Origin of the sequence: Yersinia aleksiciae, from assembly GCF_001047675.1 — a bacterium.
Taxonomy (GTDB): Bacteria; Pseudomonadota; Gammaproteobacteria; order Enterobacterales; family Enterobacteriaceae; genus Yersinia; species Yersinia aleksiciae.
In genome coordinates this window covers 908,359-929,456 of the sequence record NZ_CP011975.1, presented here as the reverse complement: position 1 = coordinate 929,456, position 21,098 = coordinate 908,359, and the positions used below count along the sequence as shown (strand labels likewise).

Genomic DNA, 21,098 nt, shown 5'->3' with positions numbered 1-21,098 from the left:
TGGCAATGGTCATTATCTCAATATATATCTTTTAGAATGATTGATTTACATGCGTTAATATTGTGGTTTTCTGGTAGTGATGAAATGTCTAATATTATCGGTGAGGCCGATGACTAATTAGTCCCTCAGCGGTGTGAATGTGGTTCATATATAGCTAATATTATTTGGTCGTATTAGTGATTATATCCTTCCTGATCGCGGACTCTAATTCACCTCAGAATGGGACATGATTTTCAACTTTGATAGGGCATTTCTGTCGCTCAACGAGATGCGCTGAGTCCCCTTATGCTCTGGTCTGTCACCAAAAGTATCGCGAGAGAATAATTTCAAATTTCGCTGTTTACTCTGGCCGTTGAACAGGAAAAAACAGGGCGGAGTTGATAGGGGGATTTTAGGGCGAAATAGGGCGTCAATGGTGGGGAAAAAACAGGCAACCTCAATATGGCTGCCTGTTACTCTTGATTTCTCTTTTTTTATGCTCTGGTAAAGGGGGAGATATGAAGACTGAGAAAGCTTAAAAATCCCAATCTTCATCTTCGGTATTGACCGCTTTGCCAATCACATAAGAGGAGCCGGATCCAGAGAAGAAATCGTGATTTTCATCCGCATTTGGCGATAATGCCGCCAAAATAGCCGGGCTGACCGCTGCCTGGCTGGCGGGGAATAGTGCTTCATAACCTAAATTCATTAATGCTTTATTGGCATTATAGTGCAGGAATTTTTTGACATCTTCTGTCCAGCCGACCTTATCATAAAGGTCTTCGGTGTAGCGCACTTCATTATCATATAAGTCTTGCAATAGATCGAAGGCGAAATTCTTTATTTCCTGACGGCGGCTATTATCTACTTTCTCCAAGCCTTTCTGGAATTTATAGCCGATATAATATCCATGTACTGCCTCGTCGCGAATAATAAGCCGAATAAGGTCAGCGGTATTGGTCAATTTTGCCCTGCTAGACCAATACATCGGCAAATAGAATCCGGAATAGAATAGGAAAGATTCCAAGAATACACTGGCAATCTTCTTCTTCAGCGGATCATCATTATGATAATGCTGAAGGATAATATCGGCTTTCTTTTGTAGCGGGCCATTCTCCTCGCTCCAGCGATAGGCATCGTCCACATCAGATGTCATGCAAAGTGTCGAAAAAATGGAGCTATAAGAGCGGGCATGTACCGCTTCCATAAAACTGATATTCGAAAATACCGCCTCCTCATGAGGGGTAATGGCATCTTTAATCAGCGCCGGTGCACCCAGCGTATTTTGAATGGTATCCAGCAGGGTTAGCCCAGTAAAAACACGGATCGTCAACTGCTGCTCATTGGGGGTAAGTGTTGCCCAAGAGGGAATATCATTGGATAACGGGACTTTTTCTGGCAGCCAGAAATTAGCCGTCAAACGGTTCCAGACTTCCAGATCTTTATCGTCCTCAATTTTATTCCAATTGATGGCGCTGATGCGTGTTATCGGTTTTACTGTGTTCATATAATGACTTCCTTATTAACCCGATTTTATTCATTTACAGCGAGCAGGAAACACAACCTTCAACTTCCGTGCCTTCGAGTGCCATCTGACGCAGCCGGATGTAATAAATAGTTTTAATTCCTTTCTTCCAGGCATATATCTGCGCCTTGTTAATATCGCGGGTGGTGGCGGTATCGCGGAAGAAGAGTGTCAGTGATAACCCCTGATCGACATGCTGAGTTGCCTCGGCGTAGGTATCGATGATTTTCTCCGGCCCTATCTGATAGGCATCTTGATAATATTCAAGGTTGTCGTTGGTCATATAAGGTGCGGGATAATAGACGCGGCCAATCTTGCCTTCTTTGCGGATCTCAATCGGAGAGACAATCGGGTGAATGCTTGATGTCGAATGATTGATATATGAAATTGAGCCGGTAGGGGGCACGGCCTGCAAGTTCTGGTTATAGATGCCGTGCTCCATCACAGATTGGCGCAGTGCGACCCAATCTTGTTGGTCGGGAATCCTAATACCGGCGTTGGCAAACAGCGCTTGTACTTTGGCCGTTTTCGGCTGCCAGCGTTGTTCCACATATTTAGTGAAATAGCTGCCTGAGGCGTAAGCCGATTCGTCGAAGCCCTTAAAGTGGCAACCGCGTTCTATTGCCAGCAGATTAGATGCGCGGATCGCATGGTACACCACGGTGTAAAAGTAGATATTGGTGAAGTCCAGCGCCTCTTCTGAGCCATAGAAAATACGTTCGCGCGCCAGATAACCGTGCAGGTTCATCTGCCCAAGACCAATGGCATGGGACTCCTGATTGCCTTTTTCAATTGAAGGCACTGAGCGAATATGACTCATGTCAGAGACTGCCGTTAATCCACGAATAGCAGTTTCAATGGATTTACCAAAGTCTGGTGAATCCATGGTGTGGGCGATATTTAGCGAGCCCAGATTACAGGAGATATCTTTGCCGATATGACGGTAACTGAGGTCGTCGTTATATTCGGTAGGTGAATTAACCTGCAAGATCTCTGAGCAGAGATTGCTCATATTGATCCGGCCTTTGATCGGGTTGGCGCGATTCACCGTATCTTCAAACATCATATAGGGGTAGCCGGACTCAAACTGGATCTCTGCCAGGATCTGGAAGAACTCGCGCGCCTTGATCTTACTTTTACGGATGCGCTTGTTATCGACCATTTCACGATATTTTTCGCTGATGCTGATTTCAGACATCGGCACACCGTAAACCTGCTCTATGTCATAAGGCGAAAACAGGTACATCTCCTCATTATTCTTCGCCAGTTCAAAGGTAATATCAGGGATCACCACCCCCAGCGACAGGGTCTTAATACGCACTTTTTCATCGGCATTTTCCCGTTTGGTATCGAGAAAACGCAAAATATCGGGATGATGGGCATGGAGATAGACGGCCCCCGCGCCTTGTCGCGCTCCTAGCTGATTGGCGTAAGAGAAAGCATCTTCCAGCATTTTCATGATGGGAATGACACCAGAAGACTGATTTTCAATCCGCTTGATGGGCGCACCGACTTCACGAATATTGCTCAGGAGGAAAGCCACACCGCCGCCACGTTTAGACAATTGCAGCGCCGAGTTTATCGAGCGACCAATGGACTCCATATTGTCTTCAATGCGCAGCAAGAAGCAGGAGACCAGTTCACCGCGCTGCTTTTTACCGCAATTGAGGAAGGTCGGGGTTGCGGGTTGGAAGCGGCCAGAGATGATCTCTTCGACCAACTCCCGCGCCAATTGTGGATTACCCGCCGCCAGTGTCAGCGCAACCATGCAAACGCGATCCTCATAGCGCTCCAGATAGCGTTTGCCATCAAAGGTTTTCAGGGTATAGCTGGTGTAATACTTAAACGCACCAAGGAAGGTGGGGAAACGGAATTTTTTGCTATAAGCCTGCTGGAATAGGCTCTTGATAAAACTGAAATCATACTGATCCAGCACCTCTTTCTCGTAATATTCCTCCTCAATCAGGTAGTTGAGTTTCTCCTGCAAATTATGGAAGAACACGGTGTTTTGATTGACGTGTTGCAAGAAATATTGCCGTGCTGCCAGTCGATCTTTATCAAACTGGATACGCCCGTCAGCATCATAGAGGTTCAGCATCGCATTCAGTGAGTGATAATCAAGCTCGCTGCTGGATGGATCGGTGATTTTCAGTTTTGTCGTTGCCAAAATTCAGTTACTCCCTTGCGCACGTTTGCCACATCTTCAACTGTACCCAGTAGTTCAAAACGATACAGATAAGGCACCTGACATTTTTGGGAGATGATTTTCCCCGCCAGGCAGTAGGCGTCGCCAAAATTAGTGTTACCCGCAGCAATGACACCGCGAATCAATGAACGGTTATGAGGATCATTGAGAAACCGAATGACCTGAATCGGCACTGTGCCGACTGGGCTGCCGCCGCCATAACTGGGTACTAACAAAATATAGGGTTGCTCGATCCGTAGTTTCTCCCGCCCCCCTGCAATAGGGATGCGGATTGCAGGGAGTTCGAGCTTCCCGATAAAACGATGGGTGTTCTCCGAAGAACTGGAAAAATAGACCAACGGGTTCATGCCATGGCCCTCATTAGGCACCGACAGCTTGAGCCAGTGCGCTTATTTTATCGGGGCGGAAGCCGGACCAATGGTCATCACCAGCAATAACCACCGGGACCTGCTGATAGCCAAGGGATTTTACGTGATTTAATGCCTGTATATCTTCTGTTAAATCAACCACCTGATAAGCGATCCCCTGTTTATCCAAGGCACGATAGGTCGCATTGCACTGGACACAATCGGGTTTACTGTAAATAATAATGCTCATGATTCGCATTTACCTTTTGTCTTGAGGAAAGGCGGAATTAGCCAGGTTGTTAGTGTATCGTGACGACCGGCCCTTGATTATCAGCCACAGTTCTATTCCCGCAGATGATGAATAAATACTATATCTAGTGTTTATTTAATTCAACCACACCATATGTAGTTATTTGCGTGTAATCTATGATGCACATAGAGACAAGGCCGCCAGCACAGGGCTGGCAGCAGAGTTTGGTAATAATGAGCAGGGTAAAAATATTTTTAACGCAGAAGGGAACGGGATAGATCTGTTACTGACGCAGACTGACAGCTAACCGGTTAAATGCATTCATGATGCTGATAGCAAAAGTTAAGTCAGAAATTTCGGCATCGGTAAAATGCGCCTTCAAGGCGTCGAAAATATGATCAGGCGTGCCGCTGGTGGTGATGTTAGTGACCGCTTCAGCCCAATCCAGTGCCGCTCGCTCAGCTTCACTGAAGGCATGGCTCAGCCGCCATCCGGCGATCATATCCATTTTGGCGTTATCGAAGCCATTGGCACGCAAGAATTTACCGTGCATATCCAGACAGAACGCACAGCCGTTAATCTGCGACACCCGCATAAAAACCATTTCGATCATGGCCTTGGGTAACGAACTTTTATCTAGCGTGAGGGAGGTGTTCACCAGTGCTTTGTAGGTGGCTGGAGAGAGTTCTGAGAAATAGAGGCGCTGCTTAACCATGAGAGTGACCTGTGAGGTTGATTGTAAGATATGGCGCTACTTTAGCAACACCATGGCCTATACTATAGGGCCATAAATTACTTATTTTAGTGGGTCATGATGAGGATGTTTTCGCGCCTGCTGAACTTGGATCGTCAGCAAAACGAGCCGGTTTATCGCCAGATTTATCAACGTATTAAAGATGCGATTGTTCAGGGCGCACTGCTACCTGATACTCGCGTACCCTCGGTTCGGGCGCTGGCCAGCGAAGTTGGGGTTGCTCGGGGTACGGTAGAAAACGCCTATGCCCAATTGATTGCCGAGGGCTTCTTGCAAAGCCGTGGGCAGGGTGGAACCTACGTTTCAGCTCAGCTACTTGATGCCCCTTTGCTGCCCTTGAACAGGGTAGCCGAAGGCACTCAACCCATTGCGGTCAATAATGCGCTATCGGCTAACCGTATGATGGCGCTGCCGTTTCAGTTGGGTCTGCCCGCACTGGATGCCTTCCCACGCGCCCAATGGGGGCGGATTATGGCGAAACAGCTACACAATTTGACCGCCGCATCACTCGGGCATCCTCCCGTCACCGGACTACCCGCCTTACGTGAATCCATTGCCCACTATTTGCAGCTCTCACGAGGGTTCAGTTGCCAACCGGAGCAAGTTTTTATCTGTGCGGGTTATCAATCGCTACTGGATTTGGTGGTCAGCACCTTGCTGAAACCCGGTGATCGTGGTTGGCTGGAAGATCCCGGCTATCCCGCCACTCAACAGTTGATCCGCGAAGCGGGATTAATCCCGCATCCAGTGACGGTGGATGACGAAGGCATGGATGTGAACGCCGCCATTCACTCTTGTCCGCTGGCGCGTTTTGCCATCATTACGCCAGCGCATCAAAGCCCATTAGGTGTAGCGCTCAGCTTAGTGCGTCGCATGGCGCTATTGGATTGGGCAGAACAGCAGCAATCTTGGATCATTGAGGATGATTATGACAGTGAGTTCCGCTATCAAGGGCGCCCACTGCCTCCGCTAAAAAGTATGGATAGGCAAGGGCGGGTGCTTTATGCCGGAACATTTAGCAAAGTGATGTTTCCGGCACTGCGGCTGGCTTATCTGGTGGTTCCTCCTGCGTTGGTGGCGGTATTTAGTCATCGCAGCCAGTTGCGGACCTGTGCCTGCCCGCCATTGATACAGGCCAGTGTGGCGGAATTTATGAATCAGGGGCATTTTTACCGCCACCTCAAACGAATGCGCCACCTCTATGCGGAGCGTCGCGAAATGTTATCTGCCAGCCTGATGCGGCAGCTTGCGGGGGTCGTCGAGGTTGAACGGCAGTCGGGCGGCATTCAATTACTGGCGCGGCTGGATGGCCGTCTTGTTGATCGGGCTGTTGCCGCAGAAGCTCAACGTCAAGGGCTGGCGGTTCAGGCGCTATCAGATTGGGCGTTGGCAGAGAGAGTGGTGGGTGACCAAGGTGAGAATGGTCTGCTGATGGGCTTTACTAATCTGACGTCGGTGACAGAAACCGATCAGTTGGTGGCACGGTTGGCAAAAATAATGCGTTTTTTATCTGAGGAGTAAAGGTGTTGGCCCGAGGTGAGGATCACCTGGGCCACCGATAAGCAAACAGTATTCAGCTGCCGTAGACACAGCAATAAGGGGCATAGGTTGTTAGTTTATCGGCAATCAACTTGATTTCAGCGGCGTGCCAGCAATACACCCAGTACGATACCGACAGCGGCACCAATACCGACACCTTGCCATGGCTTATCGCGGATATAGTGATCCGCATTACCGGCAACGTCGCGGGCATGTTGCTTCAGGCTGGTCGAGCCACTGAACCGCGCTCGAGCATCACGTAATACCCCTTCGGCATTTTGGCGCACCTTGGTCAGTTCCTCTTTGGTTTTCTCACCTGATGAGCGTAAGACATCGTCGAGAGTATCTGCCAGAAGGGTCACGTCTTGATCGAGATTTCTTTCAACTTTTTCTGATTTCTTGAACATTTGACTCTCCATTTGCCTGATGAACATTAAGCATAGACTATCAATCAGCAGGCCTAATGGGCTTAAGGAGTAATCCTAGGCGGGGTAGCATTAATGGCACAAGTATTCACCATGGTGATTTTGTACATTTGGTTACTTAGCGAAACCAATGACTCACGGAAAGAGAAAATTCAATCCTCTATGATTCTTCCCAACGGCCCCATCGGGGGCTTAGCGAAAAAAACTCTGAGGATTTGAAAATGAAAAAAGTATTAGCGCTGATCGTTGCTGCAACTATGGGTCTGTCTTCTGTTGCTTTCGCTGCTGAAACGACTGCAGCCGCTGCGGCTCCAGCTGCAACCAGCACTACTGCGGCACCTGCTGTAGAGAAAGCGGCACCAGCTAAAGCAACTCAACATAAAAAACATAAAGCCACCAAACAAACAACTGAGCAGAAAGCACAAGCTACTAAAGCTAAAAAACACGAGAAAAAAGCCGCAGTGCAAAAAGCACAGGCCGCTAAAAAACACGCGAAAAAAGCACCTGCTCAAAAAGCACAGGCCGCTAAAAAACACGTGAAAAAAGCGCCAGCTCAAAAAGCACAAGCCGCTAAAAAACACCACAAAACTGCTAAAAAATCAGTCACAGCGCCAGCTGCATAATTACGCCGGAATGCGGGCTTTGTACCGCACCGTCTAGCCCATTCCAGACACCCGGTTAATGCCGGGTGTCTTTTTTTATAGGCTAATCATCATGATCAATCGCTATCTGTTTGAACTGATTTTCAGTGTCGTGACGTTGTGTGGTGTATTACTTGCCTGCGTATTATTTCTGACTGATTCTGTGATTTAGCTAGAGTCGGGGTTCCAAACTAAATCCAATTTCAATCGTGAATTTATGCGGTTTAAGGGCATGACTCCCTCGTAGTGGCGTGTAGACTATTCCTAAATAGCCGTTTTGAGCCATTAAATACGTGGTTTCCCTTATTTATTGCGGTAAGGTCGCTCAATAGTAGTTAAAAAGAGGGAAAATAAATGTATTTACGGCCAGATGAAGTGGCTAGAGTCCTGGAGAATGCCGGTTTTGAGCGGGATTATACGGTTGATCAGGCTTACGGTTATCGGAAAGCGGGACACTACGTTTATGTGAATCGTGAAGCCCGTATGGGCAGGACTGCTTTAGTTATCCACCCCGCGCAAAAAGATAAAAGTCTGCTGTTTGCCACGCCGACAGCCACTATTCGTATCAGTGATAAGTATGTTGAGTTTCCACTCTATCTGGCGGGTGAAGCCGAAGATCGCTACGGTATTGCTCACGGTTTTAGTTCAAGGGAAATATTATTGCGCTACCTGAACAGCATGTTTCAGCCAATTTAGCGCTAGCCTACCGCAATAAATATCATCGCGCCGTAGTGCCATTATCAATGCAATACGGCGTCAGCTTCCTGATTAAAATGCAGATTATAGTGGCGGCGAAATTGCGCCAATTCAAAAGCGTCTAAATCCAGCTCAGCAAAATAGAACAGTGCTGCCTCGGTGTGTTCGGCCGTCAGCATTGGAGAGATATGTGCACGAACCAGCGTATTTCGCCATTGCATCACATTTTCGTCGGAGGGATCTTTAATAAAGGTCTGATAGATGAAAACCAGATATGCCGCCTTTCTAACATCTTCGGCATAACCATTGCTGGTGGAGCGAATAAACATTTGAGTTTGACGTTGCCCCATCTCTTGCAACATCGACTCAATATATATGGGTTTTATCTTCAGTAAATTAGCCAGTGTATCCACAGCCTTGCGGGTATCTGATGTCAATACACGATAGCCCACAATAAAAACCACGATCAAAACAGCAATAATTATCCACGTCATTGAGTGTTTCTTTGCGCCATATAAGGTGAAATTGACAACGTAAAATTATCTGGCTGTTAAATCGCCTGAGCCGATAAATTCAACGCAGTGTTTAAGGGGTATTGCCACTGAAATTATCGCTATTTTTCTGCTGATTATTCAGATGATGATTGAAAGCTGCGGCATCTTTCGCCAGCGCATCAAGATGGGCACCCAGCATTTTTATCTGTCTGACCAGCGAATGTTGCTCCGGCAAAGTATTCGCGGTATTGAGCTTTCTCAGCAACATATCATTTTTAGCACGCAATGCCGTTTCCCGTGCTTTTGACTGCTCCAGCTCATGTTGCAGTGCGGTATAACTTGCCTGCCATGTCTGATGCTGTTTCTCAAAAGTTGACTGCAACTCACTCATTGCATTAAGAAACTGTACTTCAAGCTCACGCATTGTCATTGCTTTTCCTTTATGACGGTTTCCGATTTTCAGTGGCAGTATAACGAAATTTGAACATAACCTCATCCGCTAGAATCTGACTTTTACTCGCGATGTAGAACTGAATTGGGCGAGGCATTAACCTTAGCTTTTACCATAACTTATGAGAGGCGTGTGTTTATTATCCATTAAGGAGATAAATAAATAAGCCTTGCTATTAATATCTTAGCATGCGTTAATAGCCTCATCGGTTTGTAGCACAGACCTATTTATGTAAGCCATTTAAGTAAAGCAGTTCCTAGTTAAAGCGATATTTTTAGACATCACTTCTCCGACGAATTTCCTTCTTTAGTGCCCCCATAAGTAACTCTTGATAAACAGACCTCAATAGCCAAATATTGGCACTAATAATGAAGGAAATATCTTATGTCTAATAAAATGACTGGTTTAGTAAAATGGTTTGATGCTGGTAAAGGTTTTGGTTTTATTTCTCCTGCTGACGGTAGCAAAGATGTATTCGTACATTTCTCTGCAATCCAAGGTACAGATTACAAAACTCTTGATGAAGGCCAGAACGTAGAGTTCAGCATCGAACAAGGCCAGAAAGGCCCTTCAGCTGTAAACGTCGTAGCGCTGTAATTTACACTGCTGCAATAAACGTTTAGCTGTAATAAAACCTCGCCACGGCGAGGTTTTTTGTTTTCTGCGATAGTCGCAATAGATGCCATACCCTAAATTATCCACGGCTAACCCTATTTAAACTTTCGCCGATATACCGCAGACGCGATGCCACCCGCTGCGGTTGCCATGGTTGAATGCACTTCCCCCGCTGGTGGCATAAATTGAATGTGTCTTGTTGACTCGTGATGAGTGGTGGGCACTATTATTCTTGGCACTCATTATGAGTTAGCTGGTAGAGTGATAGTGCTTATTCATGACAGGAATTCTGTATGCGTTCAGTTTATCTGTGGGTTGTTGTGGCAGCTATTGGTATCACTGCATTCGTATCACAACTGAGCTTTTTTTCCATTGAACCCCAGATGGGGATTGATGAGGGGAAAGTCTTAGTGCTTAAACGTACCCCAAAGATGGACTTTATCGATAGCCCACGGGGTTACTGCCAGCGGCAATATCCGACGGAAGAGTCTTCACGCTGCGGATCCAGAATCCTGCCAGCACTGTTGGAAAGCACTCATGTATTTTATGAGTTGCCGTTCAGCACTTATTTTTACGATATGACCTATCAAACCAATGATGAGTATTTGCCGTAACTAGGGTATACCCTAGGGTTTGTTGTGAAGCATCCTTTGTATCGCTAGCTATATTCCTATACCAAGGAATGCCGACTTAATCACTCTCTTGCTGTTATTAATATGATAAATTTCAATCAGTGGATAATAACCTCTGGTTGGAATCTGTCATATTATTCCGGCACTATTTTGATTATTCGTAACGCAAAATAACAGCTGAAGTGATGAGTCAATAATTAACTACCTTGATAAAGCAATGGGGAATAATAAGTGAGCTAATTCATAGGCTAAGCCTCTCAGTGAGCAAGTTATAATAGGTAAGTCTGTGGTTAGGTTGAGGGGCAGATTATCTCTGTACTATTCAGGGTTTATATTTTTTGCCACTTTATAGATGCAGATCAATTTTATTTATAATCAATTTTATTTCCAGCTTGGTTTTTTTTGATTTACCTCATCTAAATCCGATATTTGTCACATAAATACTTTAAAGTTCTAATGGATGAATAGAAAATCAGTCATTACTGCTAAATAAGGCATACATTACCCATATTAATGTTTAGTGCTACGCTTAATTGCTTGTTGAATCTCTTTCTGACAGGCGATGACCTATATTCGCTAGCTAATTTATCAAAGGATGATACATGTCTAAACGTCTATGGCTCCGTACTACCTTACTGACCGCCACTTTATTGAGTGTTTTATCTATTTCGGTCAATGCTGCAACACCTCACACACTGCAACTGGCTATCGGTGATGAGCCAACTGAAGGTTTTGACCCCATGTTAGGGTGGAGTCATGGCAGCTATTTGCTACTGCATAGTCCATTGCTGAAACAAAATGAAGATCTTAGCTGGAATAGCTTTTTGCTGAGCCAGTATAAAACCAGTGACGAGGGTAAAACCTGGTTACTGACGCTCAAGCCTGATCTTAAATTTTCTGACGGTTCGCCGCTGACCGCCAAAGATGTGGTGTTTACCTACAACAATGCGGCTGCCAGTGGCGGTAAAGTTGATATGGGCAACTTCCTGAGTGCGCAAGAGATCGACCCGCTCAATGTGCGTATCCAACTGAAGGCCCCGCAAAGTACCTTTGTCAACGTATTGGGTTCACTGGGGATTGTTTCAGCCGATAAATATGATGCTAAAACTTATGCGCAAAAACCTATAGGTGCTGGCCCCTACCGCTTAATCAGTTTCCAGCCCGGTCAGCAAATGATTGTCGAAGCGAACCCCTACTATGCGGGGAGTAAAAACGACTTCGATAAGCTGATTTTTGTCTTCCTTGATGAAGACAGCGCCTTTGCAGCCGCGCAAAGTGGGCAATTAGGCGTGGTACGTATTCCCCCATCTATGGCGGCTGGCCCGGTCAATAACATGAAATTATGGGTCAGACCGAGTGTCGAAAACCGTGGCATTGTGTTCCCGACCACACCTTCGGGCAAAAAAGATGCTCATGGTGACCCGATTGGTAATGACGTCACGGCGGATGTCGCGATTCGGCGTGCGATTAACTATGCCATCAACCGCCAGTTACTGGCTGAGCAGATCATGGAGGGCCATGCGATTCCGGCCTACACTGGCGTACAGGGGTTACCATGGAATAATCCTGATTCGGCCATCAAAGACGGTGATCTCGAACAAGCCAAACAGATATTGGAACAGGCTGGCTGGACGCTGAACCAAGAGGGTATTCGGGAAAAGAGTGGCGTGCCAGCTAAGATAACACTTTGGTATACCAGCGGTGATACCACGCGCCGTGATTTAGCGCAGGCGATTCGCTCAATGCTAAAGCCTATCGGCATTGATGTGGATTTAAAATCAGGCAGTTGGGAAACCGTGGAACGTAATATGCATGCCAATCCAACGCTGTTTGGCTGGGGCAGCCTGGACCCAATGGAGCTGTACCATCACTACAGCAGCAAAGCGGCTGGCGTGGAGTATTACAATCCGGGTTATTACCAGAATCCGGTGGTTGATAAACATCTGCAACAGGCATTGGATGCCCCAACGTGGGAGCAAGCCGTGCCCTTCTGGCAACAGGTGGATTGGGATGGAACCACCGGTGCCGGTATTCGTGGCGACGCGGCATGGGCCTGGTTGCTGAATATTCAGCATACTTATCTGGCTAATGATTGCGTTGACTTAGGCAAGGGGGCACCAGAGATCCACGGCTCTTGGTCGCTGCTCAATAGCCTTGATAGCTGGAAATGGACCTGTCAGTAATGAAGGGGGTCTCACTTTTCATTGTGCGTTTAATCTGCCTGCTGCTGGTCACCGCAGTAGGCACTTTTACGCTATTGAGCTTCTCCCCCGTCGATCCCATCCGCGCCTATATTGGGAGTGAACTGCTGCATGTTCCACCGGAGCAATATCCGTTGATTGCAGCGCGATGGGGACTGGACTTGCCGTTATGGCAGCGATTCCTGCACTGGTTTAGCCAAGTCCTACAAGGGGATTTGGGGTACTCGATGCTGTATAACGCTCCGGTTTCGCAGGTTATCGGCGAGCGTTTTGCGACCTCGTTCGCGTTACTGGTTTCGGCGTGGTTATTCTCAGGTATTGTCGGGCTTCTGCTGGGCCTAACGGCGGGGCGTTATCTCAATCGCTGGCCGGATCGTGTAATCTCATCGCTATCCTATTTGCTGGCCTCACTGCCCACCTTCTGGATTGGTTTATTGCTGCTGTCGCTCTTCGCGGTAAAACTGAATTGGGCACCGATTTGCTGTGCATGGACACCGGGCAGTAACGCTGAGACCGCCAGTTGGGGCGATAAGCTGCACCATCTTATTTTGCCGATGCTAGCACTGGGGCTATTGGGGGTCGGCAACATCGCCCTGCATACCCGCGCTAGAGTGGCCGAGGTGATGAACAGTGAATTTATTCGCTATGCGCAAGCGCAGGGGGATAAAGGCTGGTCGCTGGTGAATTTCCATATTTTGCGCCATGCGATCACCCCCGCACTCTGCCTGCAATTTGCCTCGGTGGGTGAGCTGCTGGGGGGATCGCTATTAGCTGAAAAAGTCTTTGCCTATCCCGGCTTGGGGCAGGCGACCATTGATGCCGGGTTACACGGTGATATTCCGCTATTAATGGGGATCGTGATGTTTTGCGCCATCTTGGTTTTCTGCGGTAACAGCATTGCCAATGCACTGTTACACCGCCTGAATAGGGGGGCGGCACGACAATTATGACTTATAACCCAAACCGGGCGTTGTTCCGGCTGTTTGTTTCAATCGCGCTATTATCCATTCTGATCATTTATGGTTGGGCCATCTATCCTGTCGACGTTCCAATGGATTTGATGGCTCGTCGTCAGCCGCCCTCGATGGTCTATTGGTTCGGCACTGACAGTCTGGGGCGTGATCTGTGGCTGCGCTGTTTTCAGGGCATGACCACCAGTTTGCAGATTGGCCTGATTGCCGCCTTTGCCAGTGGCTTGTTGGCGATGCTCACCGCCAGTCTGTGTGCGGTGAATAAAACGCTGGATTACCTTATTCGTGGGCTGATTGACAGCATGTTGGCACTGCCGCATTTGCTGCTGTTAGTGCTGATTTGCTTCACCTTGGGCGGCGGAAAACATGGCGTTATTCTGGCGGTGGCATTAACCCATTGGCCCAAGCTGGCCTTGATTCTGCGGGCGGAAATTTTACGCATTCGTGAAACTGATTATGTGATGCTTTCCCATCGACTGGGTAACAGTAATTTTTACCGCTGGCGTCATCATCTGCTACCGTTATTACTACCGCAATGGATTGTTGGCACACTGTTGATGTTCCCCCATGCGGTGTTACACAGCGCAGCCCTCAGTTTTCTGGGCTTCGGGTTGTCACCTCATGAACCGTCACTGGGGATATTATTGGCCGACGCGTTGCGCTATCTGAGTAGTGGGGCATGGTGGTTAGCATTTTTCCCTGGACTGATTTTGGTGGGATTAGTACTGATATTTGACCAGTTTGCCCGATCACTGCAACAGCTCTGGGTGAGGATAACCTGATGTTGAAATTTGAAAGGTTTGCCATCGATGTTGCTCATTACCGCTGGTTGGGGCGAAAAACCTGGCACCCTCTGCTGAGTAATATTTCACTGGAGGTGAATCCGGGGGAGCTAGTGGCGTTAGTCGGCGGCAGTGGTGAAGGTAAAAGCCTGTTACTGCAAAGTGCGCTGGGTCTACTGCCGGATAATATGCGCTGCCATGGCGAGATTATCCTTGATGGCGAGGTTTTGTGTGCCCGCGACAAAATTGAGCAGCGTGGCAAAACCCTGTGCTATGTCCCCCAAGGGGTCAGCGCCCTTAATCCCTTGATCAAAGTGGGGTCGCAAATGACCCGCGCCGCACAGCTCAGTGGCGTAAAACTGCGGCTGGAAGATGTCGCTATGCAGCTGCAAACTTACAATTTGGCCCCGGGACTGGTGCATGATTTCCCTCGCCAACTCTCTGGCGGGATGGCCAAACGTGTCCTGACCAGCTGCGCAACCCTGACTCGTGCCCGCTATATTCTGGCCGATGAAGTCACCTCCTGGCTGGATGATGAACATGCCTGTCAGTTACTCACCCACTTACGGGCTTTTTGTCAGCAAGGGCGCGGCATCTTGTGGGTCACTCATGATTTGGCACTGGCAGCGCGTTTTGCCGATAAAATTGCGGTATTACATCAAGGCGAATTGCACGAAACACTGAGCGCGGAGGCGTTAAAAAATAACGGCGGTAGCCCTTGGTTGCAATCGCTATGGGCGGCATTACCGGAGCAGCAATTTGTCAGTCAGAAGTTATCGTCGACGGAGGTGGCAGAGTATGTTTAGTGTCGACAATCTAACCATTGATCAAGGGGGAAAACGGCTGTGGGATTCAATCTCCTTTTCTCTCAAAGCGGGAGAGCGATTGGGTATCTCCGCCCCCAGTGGCTTTGGTAAAACCACCCTTGGCCGAGTCTTGGCGCAATGGCAATCAGCCACGTCGGGGCAAATTTTGCTCGGCGGAGCACCGCTGGCGAAAAAAGGGTATTGCCCGGTCCAATTGGTACCTCAGCATCCGGAACAAAGCTTCAATCCTTACCGAACCACGGGGGAGAGTCTGCACGATGCCTGGCGGCCAGATGCCTATTGGCTTGAGCGGATGGCGGTGAATCCAGATTGGTTGAAGCGTCGGCCCGATGAGCTATCTGGCGGGGAGTTGGCCCGTATTGCGCTGTTGCGAGCACTGGACCCTCGCACTCGTTATTTGATTGCTGATGAAGTTACTGCGCAACTGGATGCACATGTTCAGGCGCAAGTCTGGCAACTCTTATTGGCAGAAGCGGCTCATCGTCCACTGGGGTTAATTATTTTTAGCCACAATAAAGCCTTATTAGAAAAAGTGTGTTCGCGTATATGGATACCCGAAAGAGGAAATAACAGCCCCCATTATTCAACGCCACAGATTAAACCTCATCTCGGCCTGGCAATGATAAAGTCAGGATAGACGTTGCCATAAAGAAGAGTTAATAACTAAGTCATAAAATAATAATGCAACGTGACTATTAATCTCCGTGAAGAGTATTTTTCGCCTAACTTTTGATTATTCATATATTGATTGAGATCATATCTCACCTATAAAATTCAATGGATGCTATTTTATATCGAGTTAATAGTGATTAATATTATGTCCAAGTAAGTTTACATTAATAAATTGAATTTATAATGGCAGCTAATTGTGATGGGCTGGAGTTTTGTATGGCTTGGATTTTATCTTATTGATATTTTATGCCATGAGTGGCTAATGTGGCAGAAGTGGGTACTTTATTTTTGACGAATAATAACATTGGTTTTTTGGCTTAATTATTTGATTTAAATGAATAATATTAAGTCACAACATTGTAACATATAACTGTTTTTATTAAATTTGCAACTAATGATGAATTTTCAAATTTTTAGTCTATATTGGTTAAAGGTGGTTTTTTTATAGCAAAGCATAGGTTTTTTCTTATCTCTGCTACAAAAAATTCATACTGAAATCGAGCTTTAAATAAAGGGATTCATTAGCTATGACATTAGCTATAGAAAGCAAACGATTAATTGGTTTTTGCACTTGTGGGTTACTGTGGATAAATGCAGTAATACATTTCTATTTTAGTAAAAAAATATTACTGAACACTAATTTCTTATTGATTGAAATAACTAAAAGCGGTAAAAAAAACCCATCCAAGCAAATCATCACACAAATAAATCTGACGGGATAACCTCGGTTAATCGCGACTGTTGTTACTACCAACAGCGCAATCGGTGGCTATTCGTCTTTTTTAGTAAATTGTTTTTCTCACTTTCACTTTCTTAACACGATACAGGAGGGCTTATGCAGCTCACCCCAAGAGAAGTTGAAAAGCTCATGATCTACACGCTGTCTGATGTGGCGTTCAAGCGCAAAGCACGTGGATTGAAACTCAATTATCCGGAAGCCGTTTCGATTATTACAGTGACAGCAATGGAAGGGGCCAGAGATGGCAAATCTGTAGAAGATGTGATGAAAGAAGCCAGCAAAGTTCTCACCAAAGATGACGTGATGGACGGGGTAGCTGATCTGATTCCAAATGTTCAGGTTGAAGCGATTTTTACTGACGGTAGCCGCCTGGTCACGGTGCACGATCCCATTAAATAAGTGTAACGGCAACATGCGAGTAAGACCTGAACTGATTATTGCAGAGGATTAAAGCATGAGCGCAAAGAAAGGTACTAAAGAGTCGACAGAGCAAAATACCCCACTGGGTGGCTGTATTTTAGCTGATACCCCCATCACCTTTAATGAGAATAAGCCTGTTACCAAAGTAAAAGTGCGAAATACCGGTGACCGGCCTATTCAGGTGGGTTCACATTTCCACTTCTTCGAAGCTAACCGCGCACTTGAATTTGACCGTGCGGCGGCTTATGGCAAGCGGCTGAATATCTCCTCAACCACCGCTATCCGTTTTGAACCCGGTGATGAAACCGAAGTTCCGCTAATTCCTTTCGGTGGCAAGCAAACACTGTATGGCTTTAACAACCTGGTGGACGGCTGGACCGGAGAGGGCGTGGTGCCGAACAGTGAGCGCCCGGACAAGCTCGAAGCTATCCGCCGTGCGGCTGCGCGTGGTTTCAAATCACCTAAATAACCCGTTATTTATTGAGTAAATCATCGAAATTCGCATACGTGTGATGAAGAAATCCGTTACACGCACCGGAAAAAGAAAGGAGCGACAGATGCCTCAAATTTCTCGGCAAGAATACGCGGGTCTATTTGGCCCTACGACGGGCGATAAAATCCGGTTGGGTGATACCAATCTGTTTATCGAAATCGAAAAAGACCTGCGTGGATATGGTGAAGAGTCGGTTTACGGTGGCGGTAAGTCATTGCGTGATGGGATGGGGGCCAATAACCACCTGACCCGCGATAATGGCGTGCTGGATTTAGTGATTACTAACGTCACTATTGTGGATGCCCGCCTTGGGGTGATTAAAGCCGACGTTGGTATTCGCGATGGTAAAATTGCCGGTATCGGCAAAAGTGGTAACCCCGGCGTGATGGATGGGGTGACACCCGGAATGGTAGTGGGTGTCAGTACCGATGCTATTTCAGGTGAGCACTTAATTCTCACCGCCGCCGGTATCGATTCCCACATCCATTTAATCTCACCGCAACAGGCATACCATGCACTATCCAATGGTGTGGCAACCTTCTTTGGTGGCGGGATTGGCCCAACCGACGGCACTAACGGCACCACCGTTACACCGGGCCCATGGAATATCCGTCAGATGCTGCGCTCAGCAGAAGGGCTGCCAGTTAACGTGGGTCTCCTGGGCAAAGGTAACTCTTATGGCCGTGGCCCTTTGTTGGAACAAGCGATTGCCGGTGTGGTGGGCTATAAAGTCCACGAAGACTGGGGCGCGACCGCCAATGCCCTGCGCCATGCCTTGCGGATGGCGGATGAGATGGATATTCAGGTTTCCGTGCATACCGACAGCTTGAACGAATGTGGCTATGTGGAAGACACCATTGATGCCTTCGAAGGCCGCACTATCCATACCTTCCACACTGAAGGTGCGGGTGGGGGTCATGCGCCGGATATTATCCGCGTTGCCAGCCAGATGAACGTGCTGCCAAGCTCCACTAACCCAACGCTGCCCTATGGTGTCAACAGTCAGGCTGAACTGTTCGATATGATCATGGTGTGCCATAACCTCAATCCGAATGTGCCTGCTGACGTCTCCTTCGCTGAAAGCCGTGTGCGGCCGGAAACCATTGCAGCAGAAAACGTGCTGCACGATATGGGGGTGATCTCCATGTTCTCCAGTGACTCACAGGCGATGGGCCGTGTCGGGGAAAACTGGTTGCGCATCATACAAACCGCCAATGCGATGAAAGCGTCGCGTGGCAAACTGCCAGAAGATGCACCGGGTAACGATAACTTCCGCGTGCTGCGTTATGTGGCGAAAATCACCATTAACCCGGCGATTACGCAAGGTGTCAGTCATGTCATCGGTTCGGTTGAAGTGGGAAAAATGGCCGATCTGGTGCTATGGGATCCCCGCTTCTTTGGGGCCAAACCTAAGCTGGTTATCAAAGGCGGCATGATCAACTGGGCTGCAATGGGTGATCCTAATGCGTCACTGCCGACGCCTCAACCGGTGTTCTACCGCCCAATGTTTGGGGCCTACGGTAAAACCCTGCAAGACACCTGTGTCACCTTTGTTTCTCAAGCTGCGCTCGATGATGGGGTGAAAGAGAAAGCGGGGCTGGATCGTCAGGTTATTGCGGTTAGAAACTGCCGGACCATCTCCAAACGTGATCTGGTGCGTAATGATCAAACCCCACACATTGAGGTGGATCCAGAAACCTTTGCGGTAAAAGTGGACGGTGTTCATGCTACTTGTGAGCCTATCGAAACAGCATCAATGAACCAGCGCTTCTTCTTTGGTTGATGGGTCGATCAGGGTTAATTGATAACTCAAGGCTAATTGGTGAGTCTGGACGCTAATCCCACTTTCAGGGTCCAGTCTATTACAGAGTTCAGCTTGCCCATGGTAAGTGTCATCTGGCCTTTGGATGGGGCGACCAACAATGGCTGGGATGTATGGCACAGAAACGGATTTCATTACTGTGGGCAACTGACGACTCGCAATGGATAGACGCAAGGAGTCACAACATGATTTTGATAGAGCACATTCTAGGAAATGTGAAAAAAGATCCAATTTGGCGGGAGAAACTCAAAGGGGCCACTTTTGACTTCTTGGTCTTGGATCAGCGGGAAGCACAAAAAAGTCGCTGTCGTAAATCCAGTACTCAAGGTCTGGATTTGGGGATCTCGCTCGATCGAAACGTGGTACTGGCAGATGGTGATGTGCTGGCATGGGATGAAGAAACCCATGTCGCTGTGGTGGTGCAGATCAATTTACGTGATGTCATGGTGATTGATCTGAGGGAGCTAAAAAACCGTTCACCGGATGAACTGATTAAAACCTGCTTTGAGCTGGGGCACGCGCTGGGTAACCAGCACTGGAAAGCCGTCACCAAAAATAACGAGGTGTATGTGCCGCTGACCGTTGCCACCACCATGATGGACTCTGTGATGAGAACTCATGGTTTCCAGCATCTCCCGTTCCGCTTTGTTAAGGGTGCTGAGATCTTACCCCTGCTAAGTAACTCTGAAGCGCGGTTGCTGTTTGGCGGCGCGGAAGATAGCGATACTCACGTTCATGTCGCCAGCCCCTTAGATGAACCCCATGGCTCCGGCTTACATGTTCACGCCATTCATTCACATGGCGAGGGTCATAGCCACAGCCACGATCACGACCATGATCACAGCCATGGCGATCACGACCATAAACATTGATTCGGGCAGAGGAGGGGCAGCGCAATGAATGCATCAGATCTCATTCGTATTATGCAATTTGGTGATTCCGTACTGCCGGTCGGGGCCTTTACGTTTTCCAATGGTGTGGAGTCCGCCATTCAAACTGGCGTGGTTCATGATGTGGCGACCTTAAAAGGCTTCGTCTTGACTGCGCTAAAGCAGGCCGCCAGTTGTGATGGCATGGGGGTTGTCGCAGCCCATCGCGCCGTCATGGCTGATGATCGGGACGGCATTATCCGCGCCGATTGGGCGGTGAATAACCGTAAGTTAAATGAAGAGAGCCGCCTGATGGCGACCCGCATGGGGAAAAAATTGGCCGAAATGTCTATCCATGTGGTGGAACATCCGCTGATTAGCTGGTGGCTGGAGCAGATAAAAAATGGCAATACCGCCGGGACTTATCCGGTGACGCAGGCCGTGGTCATGGCCGCACAAGGGATCGGACAGCGGGAAGTGGTGGTGATGCATCAATATGGCGTGGCAATGACGATTTTAAGTGCGGCCATGCGTTTGATGCGCGTTACCCATTTTGACACTCAGCACATCTTGTTTGAGTTGAACCATGACATTGAGAAGTTCTGCGATATTGCTGAAATTGGCGATATCGACCAGATGTCTTCTTATGTGCCGATTGTGGATGTTTTGGCGGCGGTGCATGTGAAAGCCCATGTTCGTCTATTCAGTAATTAATCGGTTAGCGATCCACTGATTAATAAAAGTGCAT

General features: G+C 47.8%; 24 protein-coding genes. 15 read left to right on the top strand and 9 right to left on the bottom strand.

Annotated elements, in window-relative coordinates:
• Positions 1 to 514: 514 nt before the first annotated feature.
• The 5 genes from nrdF to ACZ76_RS04375 all read right to left on the bottom strand — a co-directional run bounded on the left by nrdF (position 515) and on the right by ACZ76_RS04375 (position 5,022).
• Positions 515 to 1,486, bottom strand: coding sequence for a class 1b ribonucleoside-diphosphate reductase subunit beta (gene nrdF, locus ACZ76_RS04395; RefSeq protein ID WP_048617174.1), 972 nt, complete (start codon positions 1,484 to 1,486; stop codon positions 515 to 517).
• A gap of 34 nt (positions 1,487 to 1,520) precedes the next feature.
• Positions 1,521 to 3,671 carry a class 1b ribonucleoside-diphosphate reductase subunit alpha gene (nrdE, locus tag ACZ76_RS04390; protein WP_048617172.1) on the bottom strand — a complete coding sequence of 717 codons (2,151 nt, stop codon included), beginning with the start codon at positions 3,669 to 3,671 and terminating at the stop codon, positions 1,521 to 1,523.
• The gene (gene nrdI, locus ACZ76_RS04385; protein ID WP_048617170.1) at positions 3,653 to 4,057 is read right to left on the bottom strand and encodes a class Ib ribonucleoside-diphosphate reductase assembly flavoprotein NrdI; all 405 of its coding nucleotides are present in this window, start codon (positions 4,055 to 4,057) and stop codon (positions 3,653 to 3,655) included. The genes nrdE and nrdI overlap by 19 nt, the downstream gene beginning before the upstream one ends.
• Positions 4,058 to 4,070: 13 nt before the next feature.
• Positions 4,071 to 4,307, bottom strand: coding sequence for a redoxin NrdH (locus ACZ76_RS04380; RefSeq protein ID WP_048617168.1), 237 nt, complete (start codon positions 4,305 to 4,307; stop codon positions 4,071 to 4,073).
• Positions 4,308 to 4,590: 283 nt separating this feature from the next.
• Entirely contained in the window at positions 4,591 to 5,022 is a 432-nt protein-coding gene (locus tag ACZ76_RS04375; RefSeq protein WP_048617166.1) for a carboxymuconolactone decarboxylase family protein, read from the bottom strand.
• 96 nt (positions 5,023 to 5,118) lie between these two features.
• On the opposite strand from ACZ76_RS04375, the gene pdxR reads away from it, so the two are divergent.
• Entirely contained in the window at positions 5,119 to 6,582 is a 1,464-nt protein-coding gene (pdxR, locus tag ACZ76_RS04370; protein ID WP_048617164.1) for a MocR-like pyridoxine biosynthesis transcription factor PdxR, read from the top strand.
• Between the two features lie 116 nt (positions 6,583 to 6,698).
• Here the strand turns inward: pdxR and ACZ76_RS04365 are convergent, their stop codons facing one another.
• On the bottom strand, positions 6,699 to 7,007 hold the full coding sequence (locus tag ACZ76_RS04365) for an ElaB/YgaM/YqjD family protein (protein ID WP_048617162.1): 309 nt from the start codon (positions 7,005 to 7,007) through the stop codon (positions 6,699 to 6,701).
• A gap of 239 nt (positions 7,008 to 7,246) precedes the next feature.
• Between ACZ76_RS04365 and asr the strand changes: the two genes are divergently transcribed.
• A complete protein-coding gene (gene asr / locus ACZ76_RS04360; protein ID WP_048617160.1) occupies positions 7,247 to 7,648 on the top strand; it encodes an acid resistance repetitive basic protein Asr in 402 nt (133 codons plus the stop codon).
• Positions 7,649 to 8,020: 372 nt separating this feature from the next.
• Positions 8,021 to 8,362, top strand: coding sequence for a DUF2002 family protein (locus tag ACZ76_RS04355; protein ID WP_048617158.1), 342 nt, complete (start codon positions 8,021 to 8,023; stop codon positions 8,360 to 8,362).
• 44 nt (positions 8,363 to 8,406) lie between these two features.
• On the opposite strand, the gene ACZ76_RS04350 is transcribed toward ACZ76_RS04355, so the two are convergent.
• Both ACZ76_RS04350 and ACZ76_RS04345 read right to left on the bottom strand, forming a co-directional pair.
• Positions 8,407 to 8,856, bottom strand: coding sequence for a DUF1198 domain-containing protein (locus tag ACZ76_RS04350; RefSeq protein ID WP_005275954.1), 450 nt, complete (start codon positions 8,854 to 8,856; stop codon positions 8,407 to 8,409).
• Positions 8,857 to 8,947: 91 nt separating this feature from the next.
• A complete protein-coding gene (locus tag ACZ76_RS04345) occupies positions 8,948 to 9,286 on the bottom strand; it encodes an MbeD/MobD family mobilization/exclusion protein (protein WP_048617156.1) in 339 nt (112 codons plus the stop codon).
• Between the two features lie 405 nt (positions 9,287 to 9,691).
• Between ACZ76_RS04345 and cspE the strand changes: the two genes are divergently transcribed.
• From cspE to ACZ76_RS04295, 10 genes are all read left to right on the top strand, one after another.
• Positions 9,692 to 9,904 carry a transcription antiterminator/RNA stability regulator CspE gene (gene cspE, locus ACZ76_RS04340; protein ID WP_005275958.1) on the top strand — a complete coding sequence of 71 codons (213 nt, stop codon included), beginning with the start codon at positions 9,692 to 9,694 and terminating at the stop codon, positions 9,902 to 9,904.
• 311 nt (positions 9,905 to 10,215) lie between these two features.
• On the top strand, positions 10,216 to 10,536 hold the full coding sequence (locus ACZ76_RS04335; protein WP_048617153.1) for a hypothetical protein: 321 nt from the start codon (positions 10,216 to 10,218) through the stop codon (positions 10,534 to 10,536).
• Positions 10,537 to 11,156: 620 nt separating this feature from the next.
• Positions 11,157 to 12,737 (top strand): ABC transporter substrate-binding protein, encoded by a 1,581-nt coding sequence (locus ACZ76_RS04330; RefSeq protein WP_048617151.1) that lies wholly within the window; start codon positions 11,157 to 11,159, stop codon positions 12,735 to 12,737.
• Positions 12,737 to 13,705: an ABC transporter permease gene (locus ACZ76_RS04325; protein WP_072081121.1), complete on the top strand. Its 969-nt coding sequence runs from the start codon at positions 12,737 to 12,739 to the stop codon at positions 13,703 to 13,705. Before ACZ76_RS04330 ends, ACZ76_RS04325 begins: the two co-directional genes overlap by 1 nt.
• Positions 13,702 to 14,508 (top strand): ABC transporter permease, encoded by an 807-nt coding sequence (locus ACZ76_RS04320; protein WP_048617147.1) that lies wholly within the window; start codon positions 13,702 to 13,704, stop codon positions 14,506 to 14,508. The genes ACZ76_RS04325 and ACZ76_RS04320 overlap by 4 nt, the downstream gene beginning before the upstream one ends.
• Complete coding sequence (locus ACZ76_RS04315) at positions 14,508 to 15,314, top strand: ATP-binding cassette domain-containing protein (RefSeq protein ID WP_048617146.1); 807 nt, start codon at positions 14,508 to 14,510, stop codon at positions 15,312 to 15,314. The genes ACZ76_RS04320 and ACZ76_RS04315 overlap by 1 nt, the downstream gene beginning before the upstream one ends.
• Entirely contained in the window at positions 15,307 to 15,972 is a 666-nt protein-coding gene (locus ACZ76_RS04310; RefSeq protein ID WP_048617144.1) for an ATP-binding cassette domain-containing protein, read from the top strand. The genes ACZ76_RS04315 and ACZ76_RS04310 overlap by 8 nt, the downstream gene beginning before the upstream one ends.
• An 870-nt stretch (positions 15,973 to 16,842) precedes the next feature.
• The gene (locus ACZ76_RS04305) at positions 16,843 to 17,145 is read left to right on the top strand and encodes an urease subunit gamma (RefSeq protein WP_002215288.1); all 303 of its coding nucleotides are present in this window, start codon (positions 16,843 to 16,845) and stop codon (positions 17,143 to 17,145) included.
• A 55-nt stretch (positions 17,146 to 17,200) separates the two neighbouring features.
• On the top strand, positions 17,201 to 17,635 hold the full coding sequence (locus ACZ76_RS04300) for an urease subunit beta (protein WP_048617139.1): 435 nt from the start codon (positions 17,201 to 17,203) through the stop codon (positions 17,633 to 17,635).
• 88 nt (positions 17,636 to 17,723) lie between these two features.
• The gene (locus tag ACZ76_RS04295; protein ID WP_048617137.1) at positions 17,724 to 19,442 is read left to right on the top strand and encodes an urease subunit alpha; all 1,719 of its coding nucleotides are present in this window, start codon (positions 17,724 to 17,726) and stop codon (positions 19,440 to 19,442) included.
• On the opposite strand, the gene ACZ76_RS18980 is transcribed toward ACZ76_RS04295, so the two are convergent.
• On the bottom strand, positions 19,413 to 19,616 hold the full coding sequence (locus tag ACZ76_RS18980) for a hypothetical protein (RefSeq protein ID WP_144413890.1): 204 nt from the start codon (positions 19,614 to 19,616) through the stop codon (positions 19,413 to 19,415). The two genes, ACZ76_RS04295 and ACZ76_RS18980, sit on opposite strands and share 30 nt — an antisense overlap.
• Positions 19,617 to 19,666: 50 nt before the next feature.
• On the opposite strand from ACZ76_RS18980, the gene ureE reads away from it, so the two are divergent.
• Both ureE and ACZ76_RS04285 read left to right on the top strand, forming a co-directional pair.
• On the top strand, positions 19,667 to 20,353 hold the full coding sequence (ureE, locus tag ACZ76_RS04290; RefSeq protein ID WP_048617135.1) for an urease accessory protein UreE: 687 nt from the start codon (positions 19,667 to 19,669) through the stop codon (positions 20,351 to 20,353).
• Positions 20,354 to 20,377: 24 nt separating this feature from the next.
• Positions 20,378 to 21,064 (top strand): urease accessory protein UreF, encoded by a 687-nt coding sequence (locus ACZ76_RS04285; protein ID WP_048617133.1) that lies wholly within the window; start codon positions 20,378 to 20,380, stop codon positions 21,062 to 21,064.
• Positions 21,065 to 21,098 lie beyond the last annotated feature (34 nt).